The organism is Paenibacillus arenilitoris (genome assembly GCF_014705655.1).
GTDB lineage: Bacteria > Bacillota > Bacilli > Paenibacillales > Paenibacillaceae > Pristimantibacillus > Pristimantibacillus arenilitoris.
On the sequence record NZ_JACXIY010000014.1, the window covers coordinates 184,122 to 208,895 of the forward strand.

23 protein-coding genes and 1 pseudogene are annotated in these 24,774 nt (G+C 58.2%); 6 read left to right on the top strand and 18 right to left on the bottom strand.

Annotated features, from left to right (window positions below; translation table 11 throughout):
- Positions 1–84 precede the first annotated feature (84 nt).
- Positions 85–957 (top strand): helix-turn-helix domain-containing protein, encoded by an 873-nt coding sequence (locus tag IDH41_RS12160; RefSeq protein WP_190861333.1) that lies wholly within the window; start codon positions 85–87, stop codon positions 955–957.
- 58 nt (positions 958–1,015) lie between these two features.
- On the opposite strand, the gene asd is transcribed toward IDH41_RS12160, so the two are convergent.
- The 14 genes and pseudogenes from asd to IDH41_RS12230 form a co-directional block, all read right to left on the bottom strand.
- A complete protein-coding gene (gene asd, locus IDH41_RS12165; protein WP_190861335.1) occupies positions 1,016–2,101 on the bottom strand; it encodes an aspartate-semialdehyde dehydrogenase in 1,086 nt (361 codons plus the stop codon).
- A gap of 682 nt (positions 2,102–2,783) precedes the next feature.
- Complete coding sequence (locus tag IDH41_RS12170; protein WP_190861337.1) at positions 2,784–3,503, bottom strand: YebC/PmpR family DNA-binding transcriptional regulator; 720 nt, start codon at positions 3,501–3,503, stop codon at positions 2,784–2,786.
- Between the two features lie 142 nt (positions 3,504–3,645).
- Positions 3,646–4,482 (bottom strand): GNAT family N-acetyltransferase, encoded by an 837-nt coding sequence (locus IDH41_RS12175; RefSeq protein WP_190861339.1) that lies wholly within the window; start codon positions 4,480–4,482, stop codon positions 3,646–3,648.
- A 96-nt stretch (positions 4,483–4,578) separates the two neighbouring features.
- On the bottom strand, positions 4,579–5,556 hold the full coding sequence (locus IDH41_RS12180; RefSeq protein ID WP_190861341.1) for an ABC transporter ATP-binding protein: 978 nt from the start codon (positions 5,554–5,556) through the stop codon (positions 4,579–4,581).
- Between the two features lie 41 nt (positions 5,557–5,597).
- Positions 5,598–6,380, bottom strand: a complete 783-nt coding sequence (locus IDH41_RS12185) for an ABC transporter permease (RefSeq protein ID WP_190861343.1) — start codon at positions 6,378–6,380, stop codon at positions 5,598–5,600.
- Positions 6,377–7,186, bottom strand: coding sequence for an ABC transporter permease (locus tag IDH41_RS12190; protein WP_190861345.1), 810 nt, complete (start codon positions 7,184–7,186; stop codon positions 6,377–6,379). The genes IDH41_RS12185 and IDH41_RS12190 overlap by 4 nt, the downstream gene beginning before the upstream one ends.
- On the bottom strand, positions 7,183–8,367 hold the full coding sequence (locus IDH41_RS12195; RefSeq protein WP_190861347.1) for a serine hydrolase domain-containing protein: 1,185 nt from the start codon (positions 8,365–8,367) through the stop codon (positions 7,183–7,185). Before IDH41_RS12195 ends, IDH41_RS12190 begins: the two co-directional genes overlap by 4 nt.
- Positions 8,368–8,420: 53 nt before the next feature.
- Entirely contained in the window at positions 8,421–9,575 is a 1,155-nt protein-coding gene (locus IDH41_RS12200) for a serine hydrolase domain-containing protein (protein ID WP_190861348.1), read from the bottom strand.
- Positions 9,576–9,787: 212 nt separating this feature from the next.
- Positions 9,788–10,087: pseudogene (locus IDH41_RS12205) on the bottom strand (transposase); the annotation flags it as partial.
- Positions 10,088–10,242: 155 nt separating this feature from the next.
- Positions 10,243–11,433, bottom strand: coding sequence for a M14 family metallopeptidase (locus IDH41_RS12210; RefSeq protein WP_190861352.1), 1,191 nt, complete (start codon positions 11,431–11,433; stop codon positions 10,243–10,245).
- Between the two features lie 86 nt (positions 11,434–11,519).
- Positions 11,520–12,272, bottom strand: coding sequence for a methylenetetrahydrofolate reductase (locus IDH41_RS12215; RefSeq protein WP_223829669.1), 753 nt, complete (start codon positions 12,270–12,272; stop codon positions 11,520–11,522).
- A gap of 101 nt (positions 12,273–12,373) precedes the next feature.
- Positions 12,374–12,907: an orotate phosphoribosyltransferase gene (gene pyrE / locus IDH41_RS12220; protein ID WP_190861356.1), complete on the bottom strand. Its 534-nt coding sequence runs from the start codon at positions 12,905–12,907 to the stop codon at positions 12,374–12,376.
- A gap of 177 nt (positions 12,908–13,084) precedes the next feature.
- Positions 13,085–13,435, bottom strand: a complete 351-nt coding sequence (locus tag IDH41_RS12225) for a hypothetical protein (protein WP_190861358.1) — start codon at positions 13,433–13,435, stop codon at positions 13,085–13,087.
- A gap of 1 nt (position 13,436) precedes the next feature.
- The gene (locus IDH41_RS12230) at positions 13,437–14,333 is read right to left on the bottom strand and encodes a LysR family transcriptional regulator (protein WP_190861360.1); all 897 of its coding nucleotides are present in this window, start codon (positions 14,331–14,333) and stop codon (positions 13,437–13,439) included.
- Positions 14,334–14,453: 120 nt separating this feature from the next.
- On the opposite strand from IDH41_RS12230, the gene IDH41_RS12235 reads away from it, so the two are divergent.
- The 3 genes from IDH41_RS12235 to IDH41_RS12245 all read left to right on the top strand — a co-directional run bounded on the left by IDH41_RS12235 (position 14,454) and on the right by IDH41_RS12245 (position 18,755).
- On the top strand, positions 14,454–15,542 hold the full coding sequence (locus tag IDH41_RS12235) for a branched-chain amino acid aminotransferase (protein WP_190861362.1): 1,089 nt from the start codon (positions 14,454–14,456) through the stop codon (positions 15,540–15,542).
- Positions 15,543–15,874: 332 nt separating this feature from the next.
- A complete protein-coding gene (locus tag IDH41_RS12240; RefSeq protein WP_190861364.1) occupies positions 15,875–17,410 on the top strand; it encodes an MDR family MFS transporter in 1,536 nt (511 codons plus the stop codon).
- Positions 17,411–17,936: 526 nt separating this feature from the next.
- Positions 17,937–18,755, top strand: a complete 819-nt coding sequence (locus tag IDH41_RS12245; protein ID WP_223829670.1) for an SDR family oxidoreductase — start codon at positions 17,937–17,939, stop codon at positions 18,753–18,755.
- Between the two features lie 30 nt (positions 18,756–18,785).
- Here the strand turns inward: IDH41_RS12245 and IDH41_RS12250 are convergent, their stop codons facing one another.
- Genes IDH41_RS12250 through IDH41_RS12260 form a run of 3 tightly spaced genes read right to left on the bottom strand, consistent with a single transcriptional unit; the run spans position 18,786 to position 21,810 of the window.
- Positions 18,786–19,871 carry a saccharopine dehydrogenase family protein gene (locus IDH41_RS12250; RefSeq protein WP_190861368.1) on the bottom strand — a complete coding sequence of 362 codons (1,086 nt, stop codon included), beginning with the start codon at positions 19,869–19,871 and terminating at the stop codon, positions 18,786–18,788.
- Positions 19,868–21,298: a DHA2 family efflux MFS transporter permease subunit gene (locus IDH41_RS12255; RefSeq protein ID WP_190861370.1), complete on the bottom strand. Its 1,431-nt coding sequence runs from the start codon at positions 21,296–21,298 to the stop codon at positions 19,868–19,870. Before IDH41_RS12255 ends, IDH41_RS12250 begins: the two co-directional genes overlap by 4 nt.
- 56 nt (positions 21,299–21,354) lie before the next feature.
- The gene (locus IDH41_RS12260; protein ID WP_190861372.1) at positions 21,355–21,810 is read right to left on the bottom strand and encodes a MarR family winged helix-turn-helix transcriptional regulator; all 456 of its coding nucleotides are present in this window, start codon (positions 21,808–21,810) and stop codon (positions 21,355–21,357) included.
- 137 nt (positions 21,811–21,947) lie between these two features.
- Here IDH41_RS12260 and IDH41_RS12265 point away from each other — a divergent pair, with 137 nt between their 5' ends.
- On the top strand, positions 21,948–22,184 hold the full coding sequence (locus IDH41_RS12265; protein WP_190861375.1) for a ribbon-helix-helix domain-containing protein: 237 nt from the start codon (positions 21,948–21,950) through the stop codon (positions 22,182–22,184).
- A 21-nt stretch (positions 22,185–22,205) separates the two neighbouring features.
- The gene (gene dnaN, locus IDH41_RS12270; RefSeq protein WP_190861376.1) at positions 22,206–23,333 is read left to right on the top strand and encodes a DNA polymerase III subunit beta; all 1,128 of its coding nucleotides are present in this window, start codon (positions 22,206–22,208) and stop codon (positions 23,331–23,333) included.
- Positions 23,334–23,392: 59 nt separating this feature from the next.
- Here dnaN and IDH41_RS12275 read toward each other — a convergent pair whose 3' ends face one another.
- The gene (locus IDH41_RS12275) at positions 23,393–24,640 is read right to left on the bottom strand and encodes a hypothetical protein (protein ID WP_190861378.1); all 1,248 of its coding nucleotides are present in this window, start codon (positions 24,638–24,640) and stop codon (positions 23,393–23,395) included.
- Positions 24,641–24,774: the final 134 nt, after the last annotated feature.

Below are 24,774 nucleotides of genomic sequence, written 5' to 3' on the forward strand. Positions count from 1 at the left end.
CGACGCCAAGCGCCATGCAAAGGTGTGCGGTTTGTTTGCACGATTGTGCGGTCTATGAGGAGCTATCGGAGGAGGATCAAGGGGATGAACAAGGACAGTTACGAATCGCTGCGCGAGCCGATGGACATGCCGGACCCTCATTTTCCGATCAAGGTGCACCGCAACGCGTTCAGCCAGCAAGGCCAAGTCACGTTCCCGCATCACTTTCACGAGCATCTCGAATTTCTTTATATCGTGCAGGGAGAAGCATCGATCGAATGCGGCTCGACGGCGATTACGGCAAAGCCAGGCGAGCTCATCGTCGTCAACAGCAATGAGCTTCACTATGGAATCAGCTTATCCTCCGATTTGTTCTACTATGCGCTGATCGCCGACATTTCGCTGCTGCACAGCCAGTCCGCGGACGCGGCCGAGACGAAGTTCATTACGCCGATTACGCAGAACCGGCTGCTGCTCCGCAACCACATCAGCGAGGACGGCGAAGCGATCGGCTGCGTCCTCTCCATCATCCGCGAGCTCGAGCAGCGCGAGTTCGGCTACGAGCTGGCCGTGAAGGCGGAGCTGTACCGGCTCATGACGCGGCTGCTTCGTGGCCATGTCGCTACCGTGCTCACCCAGGTCGAACACGACGAGCGTATGAAGAACCTCGAGCGATTCGCCCCCGTGTTCCAGCATATCGAGAACCATTACAAGGACGAGCTGTCGGTCGACCGCCTCGCCCGCATGGCCAGCTTAAGCCGGTTCCACTTCAGCCGCTTGTTCAAGGAGCTGACCGGCCATACCGTCACCGAATACGTGACGATGACGCGCCTGAACAAAGCCGATCACCTGCTGCGCCACAGCCCGCTTACGATATCGGAGATTGCCGCGGCCACCGGCTTTAACGACATCTACTACTTCAGCCGGACGTACAAGAAGCATAAGCAGGCAACCCCGTCGTCGGTGCGGGGGAACTAAAACAAAAAGCAAGCCCCGGAAATGCCGGCGCTTGCTTTTGTTGTTTCACGCGTCCTATCTATTTCGCTTGAATGTAGCCTTCCGCCTTGAGCAGCTCGGCGATCAGTACGGCGCCGCCCGCCGCTCCGCGAAGCGTGTTATGCGACAGACCGACGAACTTGTAATCGTACAGCGAATCCTCGCGCAATCTTCCCGCCGATACGCCCATGCCGCCTTCGATGTCGCGGTCGAGCTTCGTCTGCGGACGGTTCTCTTCCTCGAAATACGTAATGAACTGCTTCGGCGCGCTCGGCAGGCCAAGCTCCTGCGGACGGCCCTTGAACTGCGCCCAGCGCTCCAAAATTTGCTCCTTCGAAGGCTTGTTCTCGAACGATACGAATACGGTGGCCAGATGGCCGTCCGTTACCGGAACGCGGATGCACTGCGTCGTAATGTGCGGTGCGCTCGCCTTCACGATTTCGCCGCCTTCGACGCTGCCCCAGATGCGCAGCGGCTCCTGCTCGCTCTTCTCTTCCTCGCCGCCGATATACGGGATGACGTTATCGAGCATATCCGGCCAGTCGGTGAAGTTTTTGCCCGCGCCGGAGATCGCTTGGTACGTCGACGCCACGACGGTCGTCGGCTTGAAATCGGCCAGCGCGTGCAGCGCCGGCACGTAGCTTTGAATCGAGCAGTTCGGCTTCACGGCGATAAAGCCCTTCGAGGTACCGAGTCTTTTGCGCTGCGCTTCGATCACTTCGAGATGGCGCGGGTTGATTTCCGGAATGACCATCGGCACGTCCGGCGTCCAGCGATGGGCCGAGTTGTTGGACACGACGGGCGTGCCGGTCTTGGCGTACGCTTCTTCCAGCGCCTTGATTTCGTCCTTCTTCATATCGACGGCGCAGAAGATGAAATCGACCGGGCCGGCAACCTCTTCCACCTTCGAAGCGTCCTGCACGACGATGTTTTTCACGTTATCGGGGATCGGCGTTGACAGCTTCCATCTGCCCTGCACCGATTGTTCGTACGTTTTGCCGGCCGAGCTCGCGCTTGCCGCGATTGCCGTTACTTCAAACCAGGGATGCTGATCCAGCAGCTGTACGAACCGCTGCCCGACCATGCCCGTTCCGCCGACGATACCGACTTTCAATTTTGCTGTCATGATGATTTCAATCCTTTCGTTATGGCATTCCTAATTCATGGGTTTCCGAATGAGTCCGATTCCAATTTCAAGCCAACCAAACGTTTCTGTTATACCCTATGCGGCATGTGCGCGGCATTCCTTCGCCGCAATAAAAAAATCCCACCCCCAAGACTTCTTGTCAGTCTCAGGGACGAGATTGGATCCTCGTGGTACCACCCAGATTCGCCGATGCGTCGCCGCCTCGGCCTCTTCAAGTACGGCATCGGCCCGCAATGCGTATACTCTAGCTCGGTATCGGGAGCTCCCGGCGCACCATCCCCCCGATTCGCGGAGTTCCGATGGGCTGCTCAGAGTCTTTCTTCGATAAAGTTCGCTTTGCCCCTTTCCAGCCGCCGGAGCTCTCTGTGAAAGATCCCTTTACCTACTCGTCTCTTCATCGCATTGGATTATTGCGATTATATTATCAAAAAATGATGGCGAGGTAAACAGCATTTTAGAAAATTCCAATATTAATTACCTTTTTGGGCGGCCGTCATAGCGGATATTTGTGCCTTGGGCGTTTAAAAATAAGAATGCATAACAAGTCATTCAGCGCTTTGCTGCCGACAACAGCAACAGCGGCCAGGCTTGGACTTTTTTCGCGCCCTCGACTGCCGCTGTTGCGATTTCGGATCAGTTTAAAACCTGTAAGGCATCGTTATTACTCTTCGAACTCAACGTTGTGATAAACCTGCTGAACATCTTCCAGGTCTTCGAGCGCATCGATCAGCTTCTCGAATTGCGCCACGGAATCTTCCGGAAGCGTGACGTAGTTCTGCGCCAGCATCGTCAGCTCGGCTACCGTAAACTCGGTAACGCCCGCTTGCTTGAACGCTTCCTGCACCGCATGGAATTGATCCGGTTCCGCATACACCATGACGGACTCGTCCTCTTCGAGCACGTCCTTCACGTCTACGTCCGCCTCGAGCAGGATATCGATCGCTTCGTCGGCCGTTTTGCCCGTAACGCCGATGACGGCCGTGGCATCGAACATGTAGGCGACCGAACCGCTGACGCCCATGTTGCCGCCGCTTTTGTTGAAAGCCGAGCGAACGGCCGGAGCGGTACGGTTCACGTTATTCGTTAAGGCATCGACGATGATCATGGAGCCGTTCGGACCGAAGCCTTCGTACCGGAGCTCCTCGTAGACCTCGTCGGCGCTTCCTTTGGCCTTGTCAAGCGCGCGGTCGATAATCGCTTTCGGGACATTGTACGTTTTGGCGCGTTCTAGGACGACCTTGAGCGCGCGGTTCGATTCGGGATCCGGCTCGCCCTTCTTGGCTGCCACGTAAATTTCGACTCCGAATTTGGCGTAGATACGGCTCGTATTCGCATCCTTCGAAGCTTTTTTCTCTTTGATATTATTCCACTTGCGGCCCATGCTGTTCCCACTTTCTTATTTTTTCTATCCATCTCTACAGAGCTACGCTGTTTTTTCTATTATAAAGATCTATGCCTCGCAGCCGCAAGCCTATGCTGGATTTCATCCAGTGTAAGAGGCTGGCAAATCGATCTCCAGGTCTCTACACGAAATCATGAAATCCTAAATAATAAACCGGATAGCCCGCAAGCTGCCTGAAACCGAGCTTCCTTGCGATGGCGATCGAGTCCTTCCGGAACTGCTCGGTCGTCCAATGCGGCGTTCCGCCAATGCTCAGGCACTTACGCATGAAAGCTGTGGCCATCGCGGTAGCCAGCCCTTTGCCGCGATGCTTCGGATCATACGTGTTAATGCCAATCTCGTGCTCACTGCCGCTGACGAAGACGGAAAGGCATGTACCGACCACTTCGCGGTCTTTCATGACGCAGAAACCGATGCCCTTCGCCAGAAACCGCTCAATCGAAGGCCAGAACTTTATAATTTCAGTCGCAATGATTCCACCCGCGCCGGTCGCCAGCGCGACGGAATCGATCTCCGCAAGCCTGTAACCGTCCGGAAGCTTCTCTTCCCTGCCGGAATCATCCGCCTCGAACCGCTCCCGCTCGAAGACGAACGGAATCCTTTCTCCGCGATTCAGCTTGCGCTCGAACCTGCCGGCCACGAAGGCATGCGCTTCTTCGGACGAATAAACCTCCAAATTAAAGCAGTCCTCGCCCTGCCGAAGCGCCTCAGATGCAATCCGCTCCGCGATGAACGCCTCCAGCCGCGAATAAAAAGCCTCCTCATACCTGCCGACAAGGTAAAACATTTCGTTCTCTGCCCATACGAGCGCCGCACGCGGAGCTTCCCGATGGTCGACATAAACCTTGCCCCGGTTATTCCCGTTCAAGACTCCGTTAATGACAACGTTCGATTGCGCTTCTCCAAGCAGAGGTTTAACCAATCTGCAGCAATCTGCCGCTTCTAAATAATAGATCATATTCGCTCACGTCCCGTTTCAATTTTTATGGTTCTTGCCGCGATAGTTGGCCGAAGAACATAAAAATCGAAATGCCGTTCGTCTTTTCGTTGCGATTCACCTCGCCTCTCTTGCATACAGCTGCTTCATAACCGCTTCGATCGGGAGCGATTCGATCGCCATGTCGATAATGCCGTAGGCTTCGTTGAACTCACGGATAAACCGCTTCAGCGGGAGAGACGAGGTATCGATTCCGAGTTCCAGCTCATGCGGCCCGATCCGCTCGAGAATCTGAAGCCCCTCCTGGCCGATATCCGGCACTGCCGCTTCGGTCGTTATCCGGACCGACTTTTTGTCCCCCAATCGGCCCCGTAAGCCGCTGAGCGAATCATCGACGACGATCTCGCCGTGATTGATTACGACCACCCGCTCCGCCAGCATCTCCACATCGCCCAAATCATGCGTCGTCAAAATAAACGTGACGCCCTGACGGTTCATGCTGCGGATAAAGCCGCGGATGTTCTCCTTGGCGATCATATCCAGCCCGATCGTCGGCTCGTCGAGAAAGACAAGCTCGGGCCGATGCAGCATCGCCATGATGAATTCGCATTTCATCCGTTCTCCGAGCGACAGCTGCCTCGTCGGCTTGCGCATTACGTCGCCCACCTCAAGCAGCCCGACAAGCTCATCCAGAGTCGCCTTGTACGCTCGGTCCGGTACGCCGTATATCGCCTTGTTCATGTAGAAGGCGTCAGCCGGAGGAATGTCCCAGAGCAGCTGCGATTTTTGACCGAACACGGCTCCGATTCGGCCCACATACTGCCGGCGCTGCTTCCATGGAACAAGCCCGAGCGCGCGCACCTCGCCTGAAGTAGGGTGAAGGACGCCCGTCAGCATTTTGAGCGTCGTCGACTTGCCCGCGCCGTTAGGCCCCAAGAAAGCGACCATCTCTCCTTGTTCAACCGCAAAGGATAGCTCGTTCACCGCTCTCACTTCCTTCATCGGCCGGCGAATGAGATTTTGGGCGACTTCGCGAAGCGTATGGCCGCGCTCGTGCGTCCTATATGTTTTCGTTAAGTTTCGAACCTCTATCATGGCTTGTTCGTCGCTCCTTCAGCTTTCATACATACGAGAGATCAACCGCCTGCGCTTGTATAGCCCCGCAGCATCCGGTTCCAATACAAAGCCCCGAGTACGAGCACTGCGGCTGCGGGCACCAGCGCCCAAAGCACTCCCCAGCCTTCTCTCCCTAGAAGCGCGGAAGCCGGCACGAAGGCGATCAAGCCGATCGGAAGCACATAGGTGAGGACGTTTTGCAGCGATTTGGAGAAAATCGTCCCCGGATACATGCCAAAGCTGGTTACCGCGTCGAAAATATCGAATACGCGGCTGCTTCCGACCCAGCGGAAGAGCATGCCGGAGAGAAACAGCGATACGGCGCACAATATCGTAAGCGATGCGAGAAACAGCAGCCCGAATTGCAGCCATGACTGCCAGGACGGGCCGCCGGCGCCGCTTAGCGCATAGCCGAACAGAACGGAGCCGCTCAGCAGCCTGCCGAAATCATCGGGGTCGAAGCCCGTCAGCATCGCCATCATCATGACCGGACGCGGTCGAAGCAGGAGCAAATCGAAGGTGCCTTCCCTCACCTGGGAAAGCGTCGTTCCGACCATGCCGAAGAAGAAGGGGAACGCGATCCCTTTCGCCAGCGCAAATACCGCCTGGATGAGCAGCGCCTCATGCAGGGACCAGCCCGGGAACGATGCGCCCGACCGGTAAACGAGCAGCGTTACCAGAGGCACGACGAGGTCGCCTACGATCAGAAGCAGCACGCTTAATGCAAAATGGCTCCGGTAGGCCATTTGCTCGGCCAGTTTCGTCCGCATGACAGCCGCCCAGCAATATACGATGCCTCTCATACGCCAACCCCCGTAAACCGTCTAAGCGCCGCGCCGTATAAAGCAATCGTTGCCGCGCCGGCAACCGTTACGGCGGCGGCTTGCAGACCGACCGCCTGTCCAAGCGTCAATTGGATGCCCGTCAGCTCGTAGCTCCCTATATAAACCCTCGTAGGCAAATAAGTGATGAATTGAAACGGCAGAAAGAACAATAGCTTTTGCAGGACATCCGGAAAAAAAGAAAGAGGAAGGAATACGCCGGCGCTCACATCCTTAATCAACAGAAACACCCTGCGCACGCCCTCGGCGCGTACGAGCCAGAACGCCGTAAGCCCGACGCAATAATTGACGAAGAAGTTCATCAGGAAGCTGAGCAGAATCGAAATGACCGCCCAGCCCGGAGCGGCAGGCTTCATGTTCACGCCGAACGCGAGGATGAACAGCGCCATCACCGGCAGGACCTCGATCCCGAGCGCAAGCGAGCGGTGGCCGATCTTCTGCGCCAGCGCGAACAGCCAGTGCGGCAGGGGACGCAGCGCGAAAGTAACGAATTTCCCGCTGCGCACCAGCATCTGCAAATTCCAGTCGGCAAAGTCGAAGGAGATATAGTGGATTAACGTCGCCACGCCGAAGTAGGCGAGCATTTGCGGGTACGTTAAACCGTTCAGCGTCTCCTTCCCTTCATACATCGCCTGCCAAATGAATACTTGAACGAGGAACAGCACCGGTCCGACCAGCAGCGAAGCCGCCATATGCGACCGGAAAGCGGCCCATTCCTTATAGGTCGCAAACCCGATCGCCCTTATGGCGGCAGCAAGCCTTCTCATAGCCATCCGGAGCCGATAATATTTTGCGTGCCGATGATGGACTCCGGAATCCAGTCGGCATGGGTAGGAACGAAAAATACGATAACCGCTTGATGCTTGGAATCGATCAGCAGCTTGCAGCGCCCCGCGCCCTCATGCCCGAATGACCCCTCCGGCATCCATTCGCCGGGTCCGGTAATCGAGGCGCCTATGCCGTGCATCATCGCCCCTACTTCGCCGCCCCAGGCAAATGCCTCAATTCCGCCGCCAAGCGCGTTATCTCTCAGCTTCTCGACGGATTTGCGCGAAAGCACCTTGACGCCGTCCAGCGTTCCGCCGTTCAGCAGCATCTGGCCGAAGCGGAACAGGTCAGCCAGCGTCGAATAGAGGCCTCCCCCCGCACGCGGCGGCGCATACTTCCAATCGCCAGGTTTAAGACGCGAAGCTTCATGCTCGTTAACGAGGCAAACCTCGCCGTGCAGTTCGCCCGGCACCTCGAAGAACGTGCGGGTCATGCCAAGCGGCCGGACGATCTGCTCCATCACGTACCGTTCGAAGGGCATGCCGCTCGCTCTGGCAACGATTTCGCCAAGCAGCGCGAAGCCCGCGGAGGAGTAACTCCACTGCTCGCCTGGAGCGGCCAGCGGCTTGCCGGACAGCACGGCGCGAATCCATGCTGATTTGCGCCGTTTCTCAAGCTCGGCCTCGTCCGTAACCGCGTGCGGCCCCTCCGTCTCCGGCTCGAACGCGAACAATATATTCCACCAGCCCATTGGATACGGCTCCAGGTAGTATCCGGGATCGGCCTGAATGCCCGATGTGTGCGTCAACAAATGAAGAATGGTAATGCGCTCGAACATCGGGTGCTTGAACTCCTCCATCCATTCGGCAGCCGGCTGCCGCAGGAAGAGCTTCCCCCGCTCCACGAGCTGAAAGACGGCTGTCGCCGTAAACAGCTTCGTAACGGATGCGATGCGCCGAATCGAATCCTTGCGCAGCAGGGCTTCCGCATCGTCATACCGAAGCCGGCCGACGGCCCCGTCCGCGAATACCGCGCCGTCTCTGGCAAGCAGAAAGGACGCGCACTGCAATTTATTTTGAACGGTCAGCTGTTCGAAATGGCTCTCCAGCCTCTCGATCGCCGCATGGTCGAAGCCTGCCTCCTTCAGCTTCATACCGCTTACTTCTTCCGTCATTGACATACCTATCCCTCCATTATGGCTTCGTCATTAAATCCGGCTCAGCTTGCCAGACGCTAGAGAAGACCCGACCAAACGATCGCGCGGGGCGTAAGCACCGACTCGTTGGTAAAGCCCTTTGCGCTCGGAACAAAAAAAACAAATACCAGCTCCTCCGCCGGATCAATATACAAGCCGCAATGCCCGTAGCCTTCATGCGAGAATGTGCCCTTGCTGCACAAATCGTAATGCTCAAGCGACCATCCGAGCCCGTGCCTGTAATCGGTCTGCGAGCCTCCCCAGCCATTATGCGCTACGCCGTTTAAATGGTTGGCCGTTTGCAGCTCCACCGCCCGCTTGGACAAAATGCGGCTGCCGTTCCCCAGTCCGCCGTTCAGCATCATTTGCCCGAATTTCCACAGGTCGTCCAGCGTGGAATACATCCCGTTGCCGGCTCCAGGCGGCGCATCCTCCTGAATCTCGCGGGGATTGTTAATCTGCTCCTCCTCCCAAGGGCCCGTGCAGCAGACGCTGTCCCGGAACGGCTCCGGCACGGTGAAGAAGGAGCGGGTCATGCCAAGCGGCGTAAAAAACTCATCTTGAATATATTGAGCGTAAGGCTTCCCGGAAACCTTCGCTATAATTTCTCCCAGAACCGCGAACGCGCTGGTGGAATAAATCCATTCCTTGCCCGGCATGTTTTGCAGCGGTCCGGATAATATCGCCTTAACCCAGCCAATGTCGTTCCCCTGCTTCTTCAGCTCGCGAACCGCCCACTCGAACCAGGGAAGCCCGTTCGGCTCCAAATAGAAGCCGGGATCTCCGCGCAAGCCCGAGGTGTGGGTCAGCAAATGAAATACCGTTATGCCGCGATGCTTGTCCGTTTCGAATTCGGGCAATATGCCGCTCACCTGCTGCTTTAAATAAAGCTGTCCGCGATCGATGAGCTGGCTTATCGCCGCCGCTGTAACCGCTTTCGTAATGGAGTATACTTTCCGGATCGAATCCGGCATCAGCTCCGGACTGCCGTCGGCTGCGCGCAGCCTGCCCATCGAGCGGTTAGCGAATACCTTCCCTTTGCGCGACAGAATATAGCTCGCGCCTTGTATCGTTCCTTTGCCGATCAGCTCCGCATAGTGTTCGTCCAGCCTGTGCAGCGTTTGCGAATCGTAGCCGACCTCCTCCGGATTCGCTTCCGTCCAGCCTTCTTGCGTCGTTGCCGTAAACCGCATGATCAGATCACCTTCCCGCTATTGGAGATATTTGTAATCATAAGCGCGGATTCCATTTTAAGGGATGCAGCCGGCGTATGTCTATCTATTTTTATCGGCGTCATCCCGTTGTCAACGCATACGGGGCGTAACGCCCCGCTCACGCGAACGGGGCGCTCTTGACGAGCGGTACGGCTTCTTCATCATTCATCCCCGAGTCCGAACTGCTGAAGCCGGTATAACGACACGTTCGTCACGTCGGTGAACGTCTTGCCGCAATCCTTGCAGCGGTAGCGCTGGCGCTCCATCGTCTTCTTGCCGACCTTGACCGAATATTTGCCGAAGCGGACCGCTTCGCTGGAATGGCAATGGGCGCATTCGTACCCATCCTCCCGCTTCCGATCGGCCGCCTTCTTCATCACGGATTCGCATGCGGAATAAGAATCAAGGGATATCGTCAAATACTCCTTCAGACGATATTGCTCCGCCGCGCTAAGCTTCTCAATCTCTTTGATAATATCCCTTAATGCCATTCGATCACACCTGCTCTCCATCTTATTCCCAATAAATATAGAACATTTGTTTGCATTTTTCAATTGCCAATGGATTAAATTAACAGACTCTTTGGAAATAAGCTGCCTCGACGGCGACGGCGACGGCTTTGCGAGCCGGAACAGCATAGGAATGTCTATTGATATAGCGCGGCCAGCAGAATGCCCAGACTCTGCTGGTAAATTTCCTCGAGCTGCGACAGCGGCAGCGGATTGACGCCCCGCCCGACTTCGATCGTAAAGCCCGGCCTGCGCCAGTCCTGGATGAACCAGTCCTTATAGCCGGCGGAGCTGTCCGCGTAGCCGACCGGCCGGTAGCCGCTCACTCTCGCGAATTCCGCGGCGAGCGTTGCCGATTCGGGAGGCTCAAGCCCTTCGAAGCCCCAGAAAATGACCTGTCCCTGCGTATGAAAAGCCAATACGCGGCTGAAATCGCTGCTCCTCGTCAAATCGGCGATCGCCTGCGATTCCGGCTCGGTCAGCGGCTCCGCTCCCGCATAGTCGCGCGGGCTCGGCACGCGCGGGCCTCTCGCCGCTTCCCGGGCCCATAACGCCGGAAACTGGTTGTTCAGGTCCACGCCGCGAATATTCGCCTTCCAGCCGCTGAAGTCGTAGCTGCCGCCGTTGATCGCAAGCGCATCGCTGCGGTAAGGCTCCTCGGCCGGCAATCCGTTTACGACCAGATCGACCCCGTCCGGATTCACCATCGGCACGAGCGACAGCGTGGTCGCCAGGTAGAACGGGCTCATGACCAGCCCGCGAATATTGCCGTTATTCGTTAAGGCCAGCAAATATTCGTTCAGAAACCGGACGAGCACGGGCGTCGTAATCCACTCGTTGCCGTGGAAGGACGCGTCGGCATGAACTTCTTTCCGGCCTGCGCCCACCCGAATTTCCGGGATTGGCTTGCCCATCACCGAGGAGCCGATCGACCGGTGTCGCATGAACGGGTAAATATCCGCCAGGCGGTTCAAGTCCTCCTGCAATTCGTCGTAACCGTACGGCCTGGCCGTCTGTACGACTAGGCTCGTGACGCGGCTCGGCACCCGAATAAGCTGACCGACAGCGAGCGCGTTCGGCTGCGCCGTCGGATTCAGCAGCGGCAGCGCGTCCACCGGAAGCCCCCCCGACGAAGCGATGCTCCAAAGCGACTGTCCGGAGGCGATGCGGTGCGTTCTAGCCGCGTATCGGGGAATATCGACCGTCTGCCCCGCTTGCAGCGCATTTGGATTAACGTTCGGATTGGAATCGACAATAAGCTGAAGCGGTACCCGGAACAGCTGGCTGTATGCCCATAACGAATCGCCGCGTCGCACGGTAATTTTCATCTTAGACGCACCCTCCTGTGACAAAAGCCCATTTCCTATATCCTATGTCGGGCATGCGTCGAGAGTTCGCCGCTTGCGGGACGGCGCTAGACGGTCACTTCGTTGAAAACGCCTTCCAGATAAGCCGTCAAATCCACCTTGATCGGCATAAAATAAATATGGCCCTTCCTCTGCCGCGCGAATTCGATCGCTTGTCTCGAGAAATCCAAATTCCAGGCGAGGGTCGGCTCAAAATGGTTCGGAAACACGACGCGGTTCCGCTTCTCCCAATAGCCCCGGGACTTGTCCGTCACGACGGGCGCCACGCCCCAGAAAATGTCCGTCCCTTCGAGCATGTCGGCGTACAGCTCCATAAGCCGCGAGTCGAAGAACGGCTGAGTGAAGAAGCCGTCCGCTCCGGCATCGATTTTTCGCCGCACGTATTCGTATTCGCCGCGCATGCTGTCCCGGTACGGGTCGATTGCCGCGTATACCTTCAGCTGCGGATGCTCCCGCTTGAGCTTCGCGATCAGACCGGTGCACGTTGCCCCTCCCGCGGGTAGGCGGCCATCCCCCGGAGCGTCGCCCGTCACGACGAGCACCTCGGTTATGGCGTGCCGGTCCAAAACGTCGATTAACGCGAAAGGCTCGTCCGCCTTGAAATCCATCGCCCGGATATGCGGAATGCTGGCTCCGTAGCTCGCCTTGGACAAGCCCGCGGCTTCCCAGCTTCGCAGCTCGAACCTCGCCAGATCCGGTAAGTTGATCGTATTAATGGAAGGAAATCGATTTTTGACCAGCCGCAGCTCGGCGCTCAGCTCGTCTGCGTTTCTTGGAACAAGCTCTAATGAAACTCTCAACTTTTCGTCTCCTAACGCCTCAATCCTAAGCAGGACTGCATAATAATTCATGATAAAGAATTTATATGCGTTTTGCCAATACATATTTTCTAGCAAACCTATTAGTTTTTCTTATAATTAGGCAGGAGATCATTCATTTCGAACAAGGAGTAATACGTCAAGCCCGCCGCCTCCAGGTTGCGCCTTCCGTTCGCGTCCCGCTCGATAACCGACAGGACGGCATCCACGCAGGCTCCCTCCTCCCGCAAATCCGCCGCGCTTTGCAGGATCTGGCCTCCGGTCGTCACGACGTCCTCAATGACGCATACCTTCCTCCCGGTCAGGCCGATTCCCTCGGCAAGCTTGCGGGTCCCGTAGTCCTTCGCCTTCTTCCGAACGAACGCGACCGGTATGCCCGTTGCCAAGGACAGCGCCGTCGCAACCGGTATGCCGCCCATTTCAAGGCCGGCCAGCGCTTCCGTCCCCTTCGGGACGAGCGGCGCGAGATGCTCCGCGATAGCCCCGAGCAGAGCCGGGTCGGATTCGAATAAGTACTTGTCGAAGTACCGGTCCGAGGTTTGCCCCGACCGCAGTTTGAATTCCCCTTGCAAATAAGCCGCCTCGCAAATCGCCCTCGCCAATGTTTCTTTCTCCATGCGCCGATCCCTCCCTGAATTTGTGCATAAAAAAAACACTAAAGCCGCAATAGCTTTAGTGTCCGTAAGGGCAATCGTATGAACAAACGCACATAAGCCGATCCGGCTTCCGTTTTCGTTCCCGTCTCATGCGATCGCCCCCTAACCAACTTGTCATTTTCGATTATGAATTATAACCTACATTTCCCTCTCGCGCAACCGCTTCGCCGGCTTCATCGTGGCCGCGGCGATTCCGTAAAGCAGCAGCACCGCCAAAAACAAGTTCCAAACGCTCGGCACGGACGCAAGCGACAAATACAGTCCGTACGGCGTGGACCAGATCAGCGCGGCGAGCATGAGGAGCCGCATTCGGACGAGCGACGCGGCAAGCGCCAGGCATGCGGGAGCGCCCACCGCCAAGCCGACGATCAGCAGCGAATCCCTTCCGGCCGTCTCCCCGGTATAAGGATTCGCGAACAACAGGAACGCGCATAGCGCGAGGCAGCCGATCGACGCGGCCAATCCGGCCAGGGAAGGGAACCGCTTCATGCTACTCGGCCTCCCGGAAGCTCTCGATGAACAGCCGCGCGCGCTTCGGCAGGTAATGGTCCTTCAGCCATACGATGCCGACGTCGGACTGAAAGTCGGCGTCCTCGATGTCCAGCATCTTCACGACTGTCGTCGGGAAGGATGACATGACCGACTTCGGAAAGACGGTCGCCCCGATGCCGCCCGCAATGAGCGACATAATGATCGCCACGCTGGAGCATTCGCATATGATGTTCGGCTCGAAGCCGTGCCGCTTGCATTCGCTCACGACCAGCTCGTGCATCCGCGTCGTCCGGTCCGTCTTCAGCGTCAGGAACGGGAACTGCGCCAGCTCCTTCATGCAGATCGCCCGCTTGCCGGCGTACTCGCTCCAGGTGCTCGGAATGACGGCGACGAACGGGTCGGAGGGAAGCGGAAGGACGGAATACTGCTGCGGATGCTTCTCCGCCTCAAACGGAAGACGCGCCACGACCAGATCGATCGTCCGTTTGTCGAGCTGCTCGCCCAAGTAGAAGTGATCCCCTTCCGAAATTTTGAACGTAACCTGCGGGTATTTCTCCCGGAACTGCTCGATCCGCTTCGGAAGCAGGGAGATGCACGAGACGACCGATCCGATCGGCAGGACGCCGCTGACGCTCTCCTCGACCCCCTTCACCTCGCGGATCGACTCGTCGAACTGCAGCAGCAGCGTCTCCGCCTTCTGCTTCAGCAGCTCGCCCGAGGCGGTCAGCCGGAGCCCTTTGCCCCTCCGGTCGAACAGCTTCGCCCCAAGCTCCTCCTCCATCAGCTTCAGCTGCCTGCTGAGCGGCGGCTGCTCCATGTTGAGGCGCTTGGCCGCCCGCGTAATCTGCCCTTCCTGCGCCACCGTCAGGAAATATTTGAGCTGTCTCAAGTCCATTCCGCTCACTCCCGCAGAGCCATACCTTTTGAGTATGACGTTTCAATAAAATCGATACTTTAAATATATCGGAAGACATGTTAGCATTCAATTATCAATCATGAGAGGGAGATGGGCGAATTGCTTCAATCGTTGAGCATCGAACGGACCAAGACGAAGAAACGGCAGCCGGCGGCGGATCAGCTCGGCTTCGGCAATTATTATACGGATCATATGTTTATTATGGATTACGAGGCGGGCCGAGGCTGGCATTCGCCGCGCATTATTCCTTACCAGCCGATCGTGCTCGACCCGGCGGCCAAGGTGTTCCATTACGGGCAGACGATTTTTGAAGGCTTGAAAGCGTATAAGACGGAGGACGGACGCGTGCTGCTGTTCAGGCCCCGCAAAAACTTCGAGCGCATGAACCGCTCCAACGAGCGTCTCAGCGTGCCCGAGGTTCCCGTCGACGACTGCATCGAGGCGATGAAGCAGCTCATCGCGGTCGATCGGGACTGGATTCCGACGGCGCCAAGCACTTCGCTGTACGTCCGTCCGTTTATTATCGCGACGCAGCCGCAGCTCGGCGTAGCCCCGTCCACGCATTATCAGTTCATCGTCATTATGTCGCCTGTAGGCGCTTACTATAGCGAAGGCGTGAATCCGGTCAAAATATTCGTCGAGTCGGAATACGTCCGCTCGGTGAAAGGCGGCGTCGGCGAAGCGAAGACGGCGGGCAACTACGCGGCCGGACTGAAGGCGCAGGAGCTCGCCAAGGACAAAGGCTACTCCCAGGTGCTGTGGCTCGACGGCGTGCATCGCAAATATATCGAGGAAGTCGGCAGCATGAACGTTTTCTTCAAAATAAACGGAACGGTTCATACGCCGGCGCTGAACGGCAGCATTCTGGACGGCGTAACCCGCCGGTCGATCATCGAGCTGCTCGGGCACTGGAACGTCCCGGTCGTCGAGCGTCCGATCTCGATCGAGGAGCTGTACGAAGCAAGCCGCAAGGGCGAGCTGGAGGAAGCGTTCGGAACGGGCACGGCCGCCGTTATTTCGCCCGTCGGCGAGCTGAACTGGCAGGATGACGTGCTCGTCATCAACGGCGGGCAGACCGGCGAGCTGTCCAAGAAGCTTTACGACACGCTGACCGGCATTCAGATGGGCAAGCTGGCCGATCCGTACGATTGGATGGTGGAAGCGGTATCCGCTCCCGTCAAAGCGTAACCGTAAATGAAAAGGCGGTGCAGGACATTATTCCTGTGCCGCCTTTTTCTGTCTCTATTTGCAGCTTGCCCAGGCAAGGCCGCGACAGCTTCCTGAGTTTCATTGTTTTATTTCGTGCAACGCAGCCGCCGGCCAGAACGCAGCAATTCTACGGCATGGCCCTCTCATCCTTCTCCAACTTCTTTTCTCGCGTCATTGCATCGCTTTTTTGCCTACCGGCCTTCATGAAAAAAATGCCCCGGAGCGTAAAACGGCCACTGACATTCAGTTGTCAGTTGTCCCCTCTTATACTTGAGCTATAGAAGGGAATAACCAATTGGAGGTAAAAAACGATGCAAAACCGTCAACAAAAACAAAAAACAGGCGTCGTCGTCGCCGGCTTGCTGCTCGCCATTCTGATGGCTTCGATGGACAACACCATCATGGCCACGGCGATGGGCACCATTATCGGCGAGCTTGGCGGGCTCGACAAATTTATTTGGGTAACCTCGGCTTACATGGTGGCGGAGATGGCCGGCATGCCGATCTTCGGCAAGCTGTCCGACATGTACGGACGCAAGCGCTTCTTCGTGTTCGGCATCATCGTCTTCATGCTCGGCTCCGTCCTCTGCGGCACGGCCGGCTCGATCGTCGAGCTCAGCTTGTACCGCGCCATTCAAGGGATCGGCGCCGGCGCCTTGGTCCCGATCACGTTCACCATTATGATGGATGCCGTCGCTCCCGAGAACCGGGGCAAGCTCGGCGGCCTGTTCGGCGCCGTATTCGGAATGTCGAGCATTTTCGGCCCGCTGCTCGGCGCTTATATTACCGACCATATCCATTGGGCGTGGATTTTCTACATCAACCTTCCGCTCGGGCTTCTCTCGCTGGGCTTGATCGCCTTCTTCTACAAAGAATCGCTTGCGCACGCCAAGCAAAAAATCGACTGGTGGGGCGCGATCTCCCTCGTCGGCGCGGTCGTCTGCTTCATGTTCGCAATGGAGCTTGGCGGCCGGCAGTATGCATGGGACTCCTTCCCGATCGTCGGGATGTTCGCGGGCTTTGCCTTGTTCGCCGTCCTGTTCGTGATCGCGGAGAAGAAGGCGAAGGAACCGATCATTACGTTCGGCCTCTTCAAATCCCGCCTGTTCGCGACGAGCAACGCGCTTGCCTTGTTCAGCGGCGCCGCGTTCATTACCGCTTCCGTCTACATCCCGATATACGTCCAAGGCGTGCTTGGCGGAAGCGCGACGAACGCCGGCCTCGTGCTGCTGCCGATGATGCTCGGCTCGGTCGTCACCGCGACCGCCGGCGGCTCCTTGATGATGAAGCTGTCTTACCGGACGATCATGATCTCGACGCTCGTCCTGCTGGTTGCCGGGATCGCGCTGCTGACGACGCTTACGCCGGATTCCTCCCGTCTGGAGGTGACGCTCTACATGATTCTCGTCGGGCTCGGCATCGGCGGCTCCTTCTCGGTGCTCGGCAACGCCGCGATCCACGCCATGCCGATCCGCCAGCGCGGAACGGCGAGCTCTACGCTGAACTTCCTGCGTTCGCTCGGCATGACGCTCGGCATTACGATTTTCGGCATTATCCAAAGCCACGCCCTGACGCGCAACCTGACGGAAGCGTTCGCTGGCAGCGGCGCGGACTTGGGGCAGAGCGTCGGCTTCAGCGATCCGCACGCGCTGATGGATCCGGCGGCACGCGCGAATATTCCGGAGCAGGCGCTGGTCGCCTTTACGGGCGGGCTCTCGTCGTCGATCGTCTTCACGTTCGCGATCGGCATCATTCCCGCAGCCATCGCGCTCGCCGTCGCGTTCATGATGGGCAGGGAGAAGCTCGACCCCGCGGCCGAAGCGGAGCAATACGCGGCGGCGCACTAGCAGGATCAACCCTCAGACCTGGCGCCGCACTAGCAGGTTCAACCCTCAGACCCGGCGCCGCACTACAGGATAACCCTCAGACCCGGCGCCGACGGGGATGAGGGTTGTTTCTCGTTTATTGCGGCGGCGATTGATGCATGCTCGATGCGTTTGGATGGATTTTCTCCAACCAAAAGGACCTTGGGCAAGCTGGCTGCGGCATTTGAATGGAGTTTTTCCAATCAAATCTGTGCTGTGGACGTTAATTGGGGCATGAACGGGACTTTTGATTGGAAATATACAGGCAAACCGTGACCGGGCAGTCTGCGCGCCGCATTTGGTTGGAAAAAATACAGGCAAACTGTGGGGCCTACAGCAGTTCCTTACAGCTGTACCCTGCAACTGTAACCTGCAGCAGTGGCCTACAGCTGTACCCTGCAGCAGTGGCCTATAGCATTGCCCGGCAGCTGCGCCGCCAAGAATAAATACTGCCGCATTAGGAAAACTAATGCAGGTTGACTTAGGCATGAAGAGGAGGGATTCTCAAATGAGCGTAACGAAGGAAAAATTGCAGGAGGCCGCAGGACAGCTGCGGGTCAAGGATAAAATCGCGGTCATTACCGGAGCGGGGTCCGGCATCGGCCGGGCCGCGGCGCTGCTGCTTGCGCGCCAAGGCGCCAAAGTGTGCTTGCTCGACCTTAACGACAACCGGACCGAATCGGTCGAGAAGGAAATCGCGGACCTCGGCGGCGAATCGATCTTCGTCGATACCGACATCTCCGATCCCGCGCGGGTCGAGCAAGCGATCCATACGGCCGCCAGCCGTTACGGCCGCATCGACATCGTCTTCGCCAACGCGGGCATTAACGGCACCGTAGCGCCGATCGAGGACTTGTCGCCCGAGGATTGGGACAAGACGCTGACCACGAATTTGAAAGGGACGTTTCTCGCCGTCAAATACGCGATTCCCCACATGAAGCAGGAGGGCGGCAGCATCGTCATTACAAGCTCGATCAACGGCAGCCGCAGCTTCTCCGGCTTCGGCATGTCGGCGTACAGCTCCTCCAAAGCGGGGCAGGTCGCCTTCGCCAAGATGGCCGCGCTGGAATTGGCCAGATACAAAATCCGGGTCAACGTCATTTGCCCGGGCGCCATTCAGACGAACATCGACGAATCGACGAACCGGAAGCCGCAGGTGGACAAAATTACGATTCCGGTCAAATACCCCGAAGGCAGCCAGCCGCTCGAGCACGGGCCGGGCCAGCCGGAGCAGGTGGCGAACCTCGTGCTGTTCCTCGCGTCGAGCGAGTCGAGCCATATTTCCGGAACCGAGATCTATATCGATGGAGCGGAGACGCTTCTGTAAGGAGAAAGAGCAGCGATGCTCTTTCTTTTTTTACGGCCGGTGGGCCAAGCTCGTTTTTTGCTCAAAAGCGACCAAATCCCCTAGCGCCTCGATTACCGCCATCGGACGGAACAGCTCTTCGATATGATAGACGCCCGGCCGGTACTCGCGCGTATATAGGCTTTGGGCCACGAAAGCGGCGATTTCGCCCGTTATTTCGAACTCCCTCCGGCCTTGGATCGAACATTCGAAGCGGATCTCGCGGCCGCCGATCGTCCCCTCGGCGCTCGCTTTCGCGACGCACGCATCGGACCCGAGTCGGAGCTTGCGAAACAGGCCGACGACCATGCCGCGGGCTGCCCGGTGCCTGAGGACGCGCAGCGCGCCCAGCTTCCGAAGCCTCGCGATCGTCTCCGTCGCCCAGACCGAGTCGAAGCAGATCCGGGTAGAGGCCGTATCGATTCCGAGCGTATCCGGCACGACGCGCTGATCGGCAAACGGAAAGCGGTACGTTCGTCTGCGTCCCGTCTTCCCGGGGAACGACGTCGTTAAGCCGTCCGAGAAGCTGACCGCTTCAATGTCCAAGCCTCCTTCCCTTACCGGGAAGGAGACGTTCAAATGGTCGACCATCCACTCGATCGCCGCTTTGCCGTGACGATCGCCGAGGCCGAGCATAAGAAACAAATCGAGCCCGCGGACTTCGTCCAGCTCCTCCGCGCATTGCTTGGCGAGCAGGTTCGTTAGTCCCGGGGCGAGGCCTACGCTCAATACCGAAACGGACCGCGAGGCCAACCCCTTCGTACCCAGGCTCCGCACCTTCGATAAAAAACGGTATGAAGCCGAGAGATCGATATAGTGAATGCCGTTCGCGAGGCATTGCTCGACGAAGCCGGTATCCTCCTGATCCATGCACATAACAATGAGGGCCGTCTCGTCCGGAAAGCTTGCGTCAAGGCTTGCGTGCACGTCCATCCGTAGAGGCAGGACGGCGCCGCCCGTCGAAGAGGCGAAGGCTTCCGCTTTCCCGAGGCTTCTTCCGGCCGCGTAGACCTTGCCCGGAAACAGGCCGCCGAGACGTCTGCAAACGACTTGTCCCACTTGGCCGTAGCCGCCGATCACGACGATTTTATGTTTCATCTTGATGCTCCCTTCTCCCGCGCGGCGGCAGCGCCGGCGCTTCTTCGACCAACCGCGTAAATGATCAAGACAGCGGCGCACAATACGCCGATCGCGGCGTTAACGGCAAATAAGAGCCGAATCGCGCCGAGCTCGGCGGAAGCCCCCGCCTCCCCGTTCAGCAGGCCAAGACCCAAAGCGGCTCCGACAACCATGCCGAGGTTCCGCGTCAGCGCGATCAGCCCGCCGATCGAACCGCTGTGCCGAAGCGGCGCGCGCCCCATAACGAAACGATTGGTCGGAGACGCGACAAAGCCCATTCCGGCGCCGATAAGGGCCAGCACGGCCATGATGCCGGCGAGCGGCAATCGGCCGAGGAACACAGCGAGAACGGCAAGCCCTCCTCCCATTGCGCCAAGTCCGGCGAGCATGAACGGACGGGAGCCGGCCCTGTCCGCCCAACGGCCCGCGATTGGTCCGCAGGCGGCCAGCAGCAGCGGATAAGCGGTCATCATATAGCCCGTTTCGCTCGGGGAGTGCCCGGCCGCATCGGATAAGTACAACGGCATCGCCACAAGCACCGCGTTGGCAAGCGCGAACGAAGCGCAGTTGATCGTCAGGCCCAGGGCAACGGCCGGATCGCGAAGCGCCTTAAGCGGCAAGAAAGGATCCGTTCCGCGGAACTCCCGGAGAAGGAACAAAAGCAGAGCCATAACGCCCGCCGCGAATACGGCAACGATTTCGACCGACGACCATCCGCTCGCATTCCCCCTCGACAACCCGTAAATGACGGCGCCGATCGCCGCGACGAACAAAATCGCTCCGATGCCGTCGAAGGAAACGGGCGCCGGCTTCCGCGGCCGAGCCGGAATGTAGCGCAGGGCAAGGCCCGTAGCGATGACCGCGACGGGGACGTGTACCAAAAACAGCCACCGCCAGCTCAACCATTCCGAGACGATTCCCCCCGCGATCGGGCCGGTCATTCCGCCAAGCGCTACGGCGGAGCTGACGATGCCCAGCGCGTTCCCTCTTCGTTCCGGCGGATATTGGTGCGCGATGATCGCCATATTCGTCGCCTGGAACATGGCGGCGCCAACGGCTTGCGCCGATCTGAGCGCAAGCAGCGTGTAGACGTCGGCGGCAAAAGCGGCTAGCAGAGTGCTTAGCGTAAAACAAGCGTACCCCCAATTATGGACGGCGCGATGCCCGTAGCGGTCTCCCATTTTCCCCATGACCGGTAGCAGGGAAGCAATGACAAGCAAGTAACCGGTCGACATCCATTGCACGGTATCGAGATCCGAGTGCAGTTCGTCCATCAACTGCGGAAGCGACACGTTCACGACGCCTGCGGTAAAATGCGAAAGAAACGCGCCCAAGCAAATGGCCGCCAGCATCGGAAGCCGATGCTTGGCTTCCGTACCTTGCTCCATCACTGCTGGTTCATTCATCGTCGATCACCGCTTCCGTTTTAGTATAGTTACTAAACTAAATGGCCAAAAAAAATTTATTTCTCCTTCAGCGATTCGATCAATTGATCGATCCCTCTCTCGAATATTTCGATCTCCCGCTCGCTTAACTTGGCGCGAAGCCGTTCGTAGAACCGGTCATGAGCCTCTTCGTGCGCCTGATAAGCCTCCTTCCCCGAATCGGTAAGCGAAATGACGGTAGCCCGCGAATCATGCGGATGCGGCGAGCGCGCCGCCAGTTCCTTTGCTTCCAGACGCGCGACAAGCTGCGTGACGGCCCCCTTCGTAACGCCGAGCCGGGCCGCGAGCTCGCTCATCAGAACGCCATCCCCACAGCCGATCGCCTCGACCGTATGGATTTCGCTTGGGGTTAACATGCCGGCTTGGCCGAAGCTTCTCGGCTGCCGCTCGAGTCGGCGCAATTCCATGATCAATCGGCCGATGCTGCGGCTGGCGCGATTCGAATGGATTGGCGAATTTGATTTGTTTTCCATGGATTTAGTTTAGCTACTAAACCTCTATACTGTCAATAGCCGATAACGGATTCATTGCCAACTAGAAGCGATCCATGGTACAGTTAAGGTAGCGTTAATTGATTAAAGTTACCTAATTCAATTAAAGGAGAATCCCGTTGGACGATAAAAAACTGAAGCTCGGCGTCCCGGCAACGGAAGGCCAGCTGTCGATGATGTTCGCGAGAGGCGGCCCGCGCGAAGGGGCAGGGCGCAAGGGCATCGGCGAGACGAGAAAGGTATCGGTCACCCTGACAAAGGAAACGTGGAGCGCGTTCGAACAACGATGCGGTGAGCTCGGCTGCTCCAAATCCGAGCTGTTTCGCGGGCTGATCGAATCTTATTTGAAGCCTTAAAGAAAGGGAGGCGAGGGCCGCTTGTTCATCGAAGTCGAACAAAAGACGTTAGCCAAAGCGCTGCACATGATCTCCGGCGCCGCAGCCGCCAGAAGCCCGATTCCGATTCTGGCCGGCTTGAAGCTCGAGGCCGATCCGGGCGGATTGACGCTTGCCGCCGGCCATCCCGGCATGATGCTGCAATACCGCATCCCGTCCGGCGACGGGCAGGCCATCGTCGGTCAGCGCGGGAGTATCGTCGTTCCCGCGCGTTATTTGACCGAATTGATCCGCCGCTTGCCGGAAGGCTTCGTCACCGTCTCGTGCACGGAAGACCGCGTGGTCGTCATCCGCTCGGGCGGAGCGGCGTACCGCTTGTCCGGCATGTGCGCGGACGCGTTCCCTGCGCTCGCGAGGCTCGAGCATTCGGCCGTTGTTCATATGCCGAATTTCGCGCTGAAGAGAGCGATCAAGCAGGTTGCGTTCGCGGTATCGACGTCGGACGCCAGGCCGTCCTTGACCGGCGTCTCCTGCCGGTCGGAAGGCGGGCAAGTCCGACTGACGGCGACGGACGGCGTCAGGCTGGCATCCCGAACGATCGCTGCGTCGAAGAGGCGGCAGGACGCGTTCCCGGCGGTCGTCATTCCCGGCAAGCCGCTGTCGGAGTTCTCAAAAATGATGCACGACGAGCAGGGAACGACCGCCGTCACCCTCGGGAAGGATTCGATTCGTTTTCAAACGGGCGATTTGCTTATGCAGTGTTCCCTGCTGGCGGGCGGCTTTCCTTCCGCCGACCAGCTAACGCCGGCCGCGTTCGCGGCGGAGCTTACGTTGGAAACGCAGGCGCTGCTGCGGACGCTTGTACGCGTCTCTCTTTTGTCAGGCGACAGCAAAACGGTCAGGCTGACGGTTTTGTCCGAAAGCGCGATCGAGCTGTCTTCGCGGACGGCCGCGGTCGGCGATGCGGCGGAGACGGTCGGAATCGAGGCGCTGTCGGGAGAGAAGCTCGCCGTCTCTTTTAACGGCAGCCACATGACGGACATCATCGAGGCTGTGGACAGCGCGTGCGTGACGTTGAAACTAGCCGGCAAGTGGAGCCCGATCGTTATCCGGCCGGCAGACTGTCCCTCCTCCTTCTATATCCTGACCCCCATACGCACGAGAGGGTAGCCAAATGCGGCTACCCTCTGTCTGCGATCCATAGAAGTCCGGCTGCTGCTTCGCCCGCTTTATCCGTCCTTATCCAAATTGCCCGCTTCCCGCGCCAGTCCCAGCCGCAGAAGCTGCTCCCTCGCAATGGCGGTCAATTCCGCGTTGCCGTGAAATTGCCCCATCGAGCGCGCGTCGCGAATGAAGCCGAGAATCGATTCGTCCGAAGCGTCCGCGAGGAACGAGCGGAGCTTGTTCGCGTCCGGTGCCGTCTGACGCTCCATTGCGAAAATTTTATGCCGCGCGCCCGTCCCGCGCTCCCCCGCGATGCCGATGCCGTCCTGGGTGATCAGGACGACCCGCTCCATCCGCTCCCGCTGCAGCTCCCGGTAGTATTCCTGCACGCTGCCGATCGGCTTCAGGTCGAAGGCTTCGATCACTCTCGCCGCGACGGCATGGTCCTCCTCGTAGTAGAAGGCCGGCGTTCCGCTCCGCAGCGAAGGAAACTGCTCCGCCAGCCGCTCGTACTCCGCCTCCGCTATGCCGGCGCGCATCACCCACAAGGCATCCGGACAATAGCACATCAGGCGGAGAAAATCTTTGAAGTTTCTGGCCGCAAGCTTGACGGGCTCGTCGAAATCCATCGGATCGACGCGGACGACATAGGCTTCCTCAAGCGACGCCGCCGTGCTAAAGTCCGTCAGGAAGCCAAAATGCATGCCGTCCGCTCCCGGCGAAGCGAAGGAAATGCAATCGAGCGGCGTATTCAGATAATGGTAATCGTCAAAGCCGAAGTAATAGCCGAGAAAGCTTCTCCCCGCGCTGTGCGCGATATTTTCCGGCCGCTTCGCCATTTCCGCGACGCGCTCCAGCTGGGGAGGCCTCCGGTCAAAGATTTGTCGTTGATCGCTCATCGTTCGGCTCCTTTCATTCCCTCCGTGATTTTCCTCGGGCATGACGCGGACGCTCCCGGAGCCGAACGAATCATAGCCCAATCGACTGGCTGCCCTATCCCCCGATTGAAGCGTCGTCGAACCCAGCTTCTTATCGGCCATCTCCGGCCGATCGTCCGCTGAATGGCCTGGCTGTTCGTCTTGCGATTTTCTTATGTAATCCTTATAACGCATAATGGCAATCGGCAAATTAGCGACGCCCATCAGCAACGTGCTGATCACAGGCAGCAGCTCTTGAAAGGTCGGCCAAGCGTTCCCGTCCCCGACGGCCCCCGTTTTCGGCTGGCTCGCGTCCCAATAAACGTACAGCAAGGCGCATATCGAAAATACGATGCAGAATACGGATGTCGCGAGGTAGACCACATTCCTAATCAACGCATGACCTCCTCTCTTTCACTTTATTCCAAAAATTGTATCACACTCCTAAGCGGCCTTCTATCCTTTTCTATGCCGTCATACAAAAGAAGGTCCGCGGCAAAGGAAGCTTTCCTTCCGCCGCGGACCTCCGG